Source organism: Stenotrophomonas sp. P5_B8, from assembly GCF_054049855.1.
Window position 1 is genome coordinate 1 of record NZ_JBFULO010000195.1, and the last position, 6,925, is coordinate 6,925.

Below are 6,925 nucleotides of genomic sequence, written 5' to 3' on the forward strand. Positions count from 1 at the left end.
CATGCACCACCTGCGGCTCGCCCTGCGGCCCGCATGCACCACCTGCGGCTCGCCCTGCGGCCCGCAGTGGCGGTAATCCAGCATGATCACGTCGTGGCCGGCGCTGGGGCAGTCGGCGAAGACGATGCCGATGTCCGGGTAGCCCCACTGCTCCTGCATGAAACGCGAACCGAATTCGCCCCCCAGCGAGTAGGGCTTCTGCCGCCCCAGCGCGTACAGGCCGCAGACCTGGATGTGGTCTTCGGCCCAACTGGTGGCCTCATCCATCGGATGGCAGCTGCGCTGCAGCAGGCCGCCATTGTGGCGCCGCGCGAGGGCGACGTATGCGTCGGGGATGCGGTAGCCCAGTTCGGCCTGGAGTTCGGCGATCACTGCATCGCCGGGCGGCGGCTCCTGGTAGTTCTGCAGGGCGTACTCGCAGTCGTCCCAGAAATCATCAAAGTCGAACGTGGCGAACGGATCCATCGGGTGCGCTTTCCCTATGACAGCGGCCAAGTATAGAGCGGTCGCTTACGGCACCCGCGCGCACACCCACAGGGCGGCATCGGGCAGTCCGGCTCGCTCCACCGCGTGCGCCGCCGCGTCGAGCGTGGCGCCGGTGGTCATTACGTCATCGACAAGGGTCAGCCGTGACGGTGGCGGCGAGGTCACTGCAAACGCATCGCGCAGGTTGCGACGTCGCGCATCGGCATCCAGGTCAGATTGCGCGGCAGTGAGCCGATCCCGGTGCAGCCCGCACCACAGAGGCTGTCGCAGCGCGCGCGCCAACGGGCGTGTCAGCTCCAGGGCCTGGTCGTAGCCGCGCGAACGCAGGCGCCGCCAGTGCAGTGGCACCGGCGCCAGCGGACCGGTCGCGAACGCGGGCACTCGCTGCAGCATGAGCTGGGAAAGCAGCCGTCCCGCCGCCAGATCCTGATGGAACTTGAAGCGGATCAGCAACTGGTCAACGGGCGCGGCATACAGGAACACCGCAGCGGCGGCGGATTGGCGTGGTGGATCGTGCTGGCAGCTRCCGCAGCGCTCGGCAGGTTCGTCGGCTGGCAGTGGCAGCGCGCACAGCGGGCAGGCGTGCTCATTCCATGGCAATGCGGCATGGCAGGCCAGGCACAGGTCGCGCCCGTCGGCCCCGGCTTCGTCACAGACCAGGCAGCGCAGCGGCAGGGCCTGTCGGGACAGCCACGCCAGAGAATCGAACCAGTGAAGAGGCAAGGTGTCACCGCAGCGCGTGGAGTGCGACAAGGCTGCCGCCTCGGTCGGCGAATGTCTGTCAGTGCGTTCCCTTCGAGCGCGTCGGCGTTTCGCCTTGCAGGTGCCTTATCGGTCGGCGTCGATCACCGAGGCCATCAACTCCATCTCGGCACATTTGGCACCTTGTGCCTTGGCAACTGCCTGCCATTTGCGCACCGCGTGCCGCACCTGCCGTTCAATGACAGCCGCATCGGCCGGCGTCAGCTGGTAATACGCAGCCGTCGCCAGAACATGCGCGGTCGTTGGCGTGGGATCGGCATCGTCCAGCGCCAGCACGTGCGTGTCGCTGGCCGTATTCGGGTTCACATCGAACGCGGGGGAAAGCGACCAGCCCGTCCGGGTCCGCAGGAAGCCATGGTTACGCAGGTGGTCATCGCGGTTGCCGACCAGCACGTTGAACAGGGCCCTGCGGAAAAGCTGGTCAAGATCGTCTGCGATGCCCCGCTGCGTGCCGACGTTTTCGATCACCTGGGCCAGATCCAGGTAGCTGTGGCCTTCGCCGTGCGTCGCGTCGAGCAGGGTGAACGCCGACGCGTAGTGACGCCGCCCCTCAGGACTACGATCAAAGCGCTGGACGGCGAACGTGTGCCCGCGCGCGGAAAGCGACAGCAGGGCGGCCGGCGGCATCCGCACGCCGGCTTCCGTGGCGAGGCGGTAGGTGATGTATTCCCAGAGCCCGACGTCATGGCGATCTTCGTTGCCGGGAAACTTCGCCAACCACAGCGCACCGTCGGAATCTCGATACCCTGCCTTGGGGCGGGCCCCGCCCAGTGATGCGCCAGGTGCGACGAGCTGGATCAGCCAGCGCGTCTCCTCGTCGCGGGTGAGTCTGGCACCGGACTCCACCTTTCCCGCGATGCTTTCCAATCGGCGCAGGTCGGTGACCGGCGGTGCGGCCGGGCTGTCCGAAGTGATCCACGTCTGCGTGTCCGGATCACGCAGACGCAGCGCCCCCATGCGGGTGGTGTCATCCACTCCCATCAGGTAGTCCCACGACCGCAGGGATCTGCGAGGCACTCCATCGCGATTGGCGCGTACTGCCTCGCGCCGATCCATCAGCAGCCGCCCCCATCGATCGGGCGAGCAGTCCTGGAACGCGGCGGTCACCTCGCCGGCGCCTGTGCGGGCGAACTGGTGGCCTTCCACCAGCGGCAGGCCGGGATCGAGTGCGAAAGGAGCGATGCCCATGGCGCCACGCAGCCAGACATCGGCGTAGGTGAAGGCGACGGTGTCGCCGGTGCGACCGGCGTGCCGGCTGATCCATCCCACCTGCACCGGTGGGCAGAGTTCCGGTGCGTCGAACCAGACTTCCCGGTCGATCTGCTCCCGGCCGGCCATGTTCAGCGGCTACCGGGTGCGCGGGATCGACGCCGCGTCGGCGTTGCAGCCGGAGCATCCAGACGCGGCGCGCGATGGCCTGCAACCAACGTGTATCGGTCGCCGGTTGCGTCCTGCGATGGCCCGGTGTGATCGGTCGAATAGGTGGGGTGCGTTTCAGCACCCCTTGGCTCCCGGACCTGCAGCGTGGCGGGCGTCGTACCTTGCGGGCTCGATGCCCGGCCGGTTGCGGCGGGCACGCGGCGCGGTGGCGGTCGTTTCAGGCTGCTTGCAGCCAGCTGTGCACCCAGCGCGTCGTCCGCTGCAATGCGCTCGATGTCCCGCTCCAGGCCTAACGCGGAAAGCACGCGCAGGACGGTGGACAGGCTGGTGCCGGCATCGCCGGCTTCCAGCTTGCCTATGGTGGTGCGATCCACACCGACGCGCTCGGCGAGGTTTGCCTGGCTCATGCGACGCGCGAGCCGCGCGGTACGCAGGCGCTCGCCGAGCGCGGCGATGCGCTTGGCATCTCCTGGTCTTACCGGTGGCGTTCGCTTGGCCATGCGTAATTAAACCATCACTTTGGCGGCTGGTGTCATTTTTATCTTACATTTCATACGGCATCGGGTCGTAGCCAGACACCCATGATCCATAAATCCAACATTCGCGGGGTTTGTGTTGGATTTATTCAACATTGATCCGCTCGAGCAAACCGTTTCACTGTAAACCTATACTTGATCCTCAAGGTTGACAGCTTCGACTGCACTCACCAGACTGCCGCCCTTTCGCCTCTCTCCGTCAGGACACCCCATGGCTGCTGCCCTCCGCCACGACTGGCACCGCGACGAACTGCTGGCGCTGTTCGCACTGCCGTTCCCGGACCTGCTGCACCGCGCCGCCGGCATCCACCGCGAGCACTTCGATGCGGCGGAAGTGCAGGTTTCCACCCTGCTGTCGGTCAAGACCGGCGGCTGCCCGGAGGACTGCGCGTATTGCCCCCAGGCCCAGCGCTACAGCACCGGGGTGGCGGCGCAGAAGCTGATGGACACCGAGGCGGTGGTCGCCAAGGCACGCCAGGCCAAGGCCGCCGGTGCGTCGCGGTTCTGCATGGGCGCGGCCTGGCGCTCGCCCAAGGATCGCGATGTGCCCAAGGTGGCGGCGATGATCCGCGAGGTGAAGGCGCTGGGGCTGGAGACCTGCGCCACCCTGGGCATGCTCAGCGGCGACCAGGCCGTGGCCCTGCGCGAGGCCGGGCTGGATTACTACAACCACAACCTGGACACCGCGCCGGACTACTACGACGCGATCATCCACACCCGCCAGTACCAGGACCGCCTGGATACCCTGGCGCACGTGCGCGATGCCGGGCTGAAGACCTGCTGCGGCGGCATCGTCGGCATGGGTGAAACCCGTGAGCAGCGCGCGGGCCTGCTGCTGGCGCTGGCCACGCTGCCCGCGCATCCCGATTCGGTACCGATCAATCGGCTGGTGCAGGTCGCCGGCACGCCCCTGCACGGCATCGCCGAACTGGACCCGTTCGAGTTCGTGCGGATGATCGCGGTGGCGCGCATCGTCATGCCGCGCTCGATGGTGCGGCTGTCGGCCGGGCGCGAAGCGATGAGCGATGAGCTGCAGGCGCTGTGCTTCCTTGCCGGGGCCAACTCGATCTTCCATGGCGAAAAGCTGCTCACCACCGGCAACCCGGACACCGCGCGCGACCTGGCCCTGTTCGAACGGCTGGGCCTGCGCCCGATGGCGGTCCAGGTGGACGCGGCCGACCACGACCACCCGGGCACGGTCCACGCCGACATCACGGCCGAGGCAGGCCGCTGCAAGGGTGGCTGCGAGCAGGCCGCCTGAGGGCGGCGCCCGGCCGGCCCTGCCGGGGCAGCGCCGGGCCCGTCAACCGGGTACGCTAACCGCCCATCCATGCCAGCCGACGACCATGGCCCGCCCCGACCTGCACGACCGCATCCAGGCCCAGCGCAAGCTCCGCGACGCGCAGGGGCGCATCCGCGTGCGCCGCACGGTGACCCGTCGCGACGGTGTGCGGCTGGAGATCAATGGCCAATGGCTGACCGGCTTCTGCAGCAATGATTATCTGGGGCTGTCGCAACAGTTCGGCGTGGTCAGCGCGCTGCAGGACGCGGCCGCGCGCGAAGGTGCCGGCGCCACCGCCTCGCACCTGATCTGCGGCCACCATGCCCTGCATGAAGCGCTCGAACAGGAAATGGCCGACTGGCTCGGTTATCCGCGCGCGCTGCTGTTCGGCAGCGGCTTTGCCGCCAACCTGGCGGTGCAGCAGGCCCTGCTCAGCGAAGAAGACGATGTGTGCGTGCAGGACCGGCTCAACCACGCCAGCCTGCTGGATGCCGCGCGCCTGGCCGGTTGCCGTCTGCGCCGCTACCCGCACCTGGATACCGAAGGCGCGCTGCGCCAGTTGAAGCACGCGCCGGACGGCGCGGCGATGCTGGTCACCGATGGCGTCTTCAGCATGGATGGCGACATCGCCCCGCTGCGTTCGCTGTCGCTGGTGGCGCGCATGCAGGAAGCGCTGCTGTACGTGGACGACGCGCACGGTATCGGCGTGGTCGGCGAGCACGGCCGCGGCTGCGTGGCCGATGCCGGCCTGGGCGTGGCCGATGTGCCCTTGCAGCTGGCCACGCTGGGCAAGGCGCTCGGCGGCAGCGGTGCGGTAGTGCTGGGCGATGCAGCGCTGATCCAGCACCTGGCCGAAACCGCACGTCCCTACATCTACACCACGGCGGTGTCGCCGGCCCAGGCCGCCGCGTCGCTGGCGGCGGTGAAGCTGGCCCGGCGCGATGACTGGCGCCGCGAAAAGCTGGCCGAGCTGGTCGGTGTGTTCCGCGCCGGTGCACGCCAGCACGGCCTGGAACTGATGCCGTCGGACACGCCGATCCAGCCGCTGCTGTGCGGCAGCGAATCGACGGTGATGGCGTTGTCGGCGGCACTGGAAGCCTCCGGCTTCCTGGTCAGCGCGATCCGCCCGCCGACCGTGCCCGAAGGCAAGGCGCGGCTGCGGGTGACGCTGTCCGCGCTGCACACCCCGGCCCAGGTACGCGCGCTCACCGATGCGATCGGGCATGCACGCGATACCGTGCTGCGGCAGCAGTCGCTGGATGCACTGAGCGCGTGAGCCGGTCGCTGTGAGCCTGCATATCGAGGTGCTCGGGCACGGGCCGGCGCTGGTCCTCATCCATGGCTGGGCGTTGCACGGCGGCGTGTTCGCACCACTGGTCGAGCGCCTGGCCGCGCAGCATCAGCTGCACCTGGTCGACCTGCCTGGCCACGGCCACAGCCACGACGACCCCACCCCGCTGCGGTTGCCTTACGTGGTCAATGCGATTGCCGCGGCCACGCCGCCGGCGGTGTGGTGCGGCTGGTCGCTGGGCGGCCTGTTCGCGCTGCACGCTGCCGCCACGCTGCCGCAGGTGCGCGCGCTGGCGATGATCGCCGCGACCCCGCGCTTCGTGTGCGCCGACGATTGGCCGCACGCGGTCGAGCCGGCGGTGTTCGAACAGTTCGGCCAGGACCTGGCCACGGACTACCGCGGCACACTGGAACGCTTCCTGGCGCTGGATGCGATGGGCTCCGAACACGCCCGCCAGGAACTGCGCACCCTGCGCGACCTGCTCGTCGCGCGCGGCGAGCCGGCCCCACGCGCGTTGCAGGAAGGATTGCGGCTACTGGAAACCACCGATCTGCGCGGCGCCCTGCCCGGCCTGGGCAAGCCCAGCCTGTGGCTGGCCGGCCAGCGCGACCGGCTGGTCTCGGCCAAGGCCATGCAGGCGGCGGCCGCACTGGCCCCGGCGGCGCAGGCGCACGTGGTCGCCCACGGTGGCCACGCCCCGTTCCTGGGCCATAGCGATGAGGTTGCCGCGCAGCTGCAACACTTCGTTGCCGCCCTGCCCTGACCTTGCCGCTACGCATCGCCGATCATGTACGCCCGTCTCCCACCACAGGATTGACCCATGGACCTTGGAATCGCCGGGCGCTGGGCCTTGGTCTGCGCCGCCAGCAAAGGCCTCGGCCTGGGCTGCGCACGTGCGCTGGTGCGCGAAGGCGTCAACGTGGTGATCGCCGCGCGCGGTGAAGACGCGCTGGACCGCGCCGTACGCGAGCTGCAGGCGCTGCCGGGCGCGCGCCAGGTCATCGGCGTGGTCGCCGACATCACCACCGACGAAGGCCGGCAGGCCGCGCTGGCGGCGTGCCCGCAGGTAGACATCCTGGTCAACAACGCTGGTGGCCCACCGGCCGGCGACTTCCGCCAGTTCACCCGCGAGGACTGGATCGCCGCGCTGGATGCCAACATGCTGGCCCCCATCGAACTGATCCGCGC

The 6,925-nt window shown here is 69.0% G+C and carries 8 protein-coding genes; 4 read left to right on the forward strand and 4 right to left on the reverse strand.

Annotated features, from left to right (window positions below):
- The 4 genes from ACXJKH_RS11855 to ACXJKH_RS11870 all read right to left on the reverse strand — a co-directional run.
- Positions 1–465 (reverse strand): SMI1/KNR4 family protein (locus tag ACXJKH_RS11855; protein WP_457319587.1); only part of this gene is annotated, 465 nt, incomplete at its 3' end.
- A gap of 45 nt (positions 466–510) precedes the next feature.
- Positions 511–1,239 carry a ComF family protein gene (locus tag ACXJKH_RS11860; protein ID WP_457319588.1) on the reverse strand — a complete coding sequence of 243 codons (729 nt, stop codon included), beginning with the start codon at positions 1,237–1,239 and terminating at the stop codon, positions 511–513.
- 75 nt (positions 1,240–1,314) lie between these two features.
- Positions 1,315–2,586 (reverse strand): type II toxin-antitoxin system HipA family toxin, encoded by a 1,272-nt coding sequence (locus ACXJKH_RS11865; RefSeq protein ID WP_457319589.1) that lies wholly within the window; start codon positions 2,584–2,586, stop codon positions 1,315–1,317.
- Between the two features lie 2 nt (positions 2,587–2,588).
- Positions 2,589–3,128: a helix-turn-helix transcriptional regulator gene (locus ACXJKH_RS11870; RefSeq protein ID WP_457319590.1), complete on the reverse strand. Its 540-nt coding sequence runs from the start codon at positions 3,126–3,128 to the stop codon at positions 2,589–2,591.
- Positions 3,129–3,375: 247 nt separating this feature from the next.
- On the opposite strand from ACXJKH_RS11870, the gene bioB reads away from it, so the two are divergent.
- The 4 genes from bioB to ACXJKH_RS11890 all read left to right on the forward strand — a co-directional run.
- Positions 3,376–4,425 carry a biotin synthase BioB gene (gene bioB, locus ACXJKH_RS11875; RefSeq protein ID WP_256774803.1) on the forward strand — a complete coding sequence of 350 codons (1,050 nt, stop codon included), beginning with the start codon at positions 3,376–3,378 and terminating at the stop codon, positions 4,423–4,425.
- Between the two features lie 85 nt (positions 4,426–4,510).
- Positions 4,511–5,722: an 8-amino-7-oxononanoate synthase gene (gene bioF / locus ACXJKH_RS11880; RefSeq protein ID WP_457319591.1), complete on the forward strand. Its 1,212-nt coding sequence runs from the start codon at positions 4,511–4,513 to the stop codon at positions 5,720–5,722.
- Between the two features lie 16 nt (positions 5,723–5,738).
- Positions 5,739–6,500 (forward strand): pimeloyl-ACP methyl ester esterase BioH, encoded by a 762-nt coding sequence (bioH, locus tag ACXJKH_RS11885; RefSeq protein ID WP_457319593.1) that lies wholly within the window; start codon positions 5,739–5,741, stop codon positions 6,498–6,500.
- Positions 6,501–6,557: 57 nt separating this feature from the next.
- The coding region (locus ACXJKH_RS11890) for an SDR family NAD(P)-dependent oxidoreductase (protein ID WP_457319592.1) at positions 6,558–6,925 on the forward strand (368 nt) is incomplete at its 3' end.

Bases quoted from the DNA above. Each gene is read 5' to 3' on its own strand.
- ACXJKH_RS11865 (WP_457319589.1), bottom strand. From the start codon at position 2,586: ATGGCCGGCCGGGAGCAGATCGACCGGGAAGTCTGGTTCGACGCACCG.
- ACXJKH_RS11870 (WP_457319590.1), bottom strand. From the start codon at position 3,128: ATGGCCAAGCGAACGCCACCGGTAAGACCAGGAGATGCCAAGCGCATC.
- bioB (WP_256774803.1), top strand. From the start codon at position 3,376: ATGGCTGCTGCCCTCCGCCACGACTGGCACCGCGACGAACTGCTGGCG.
- bioF (WP_457319591.1), top strand. From the start codon at position 4,511: ATGGCCCGCCCCGACCTGCACGACCGCATCCAGGCCCAGCGCAAGCTC.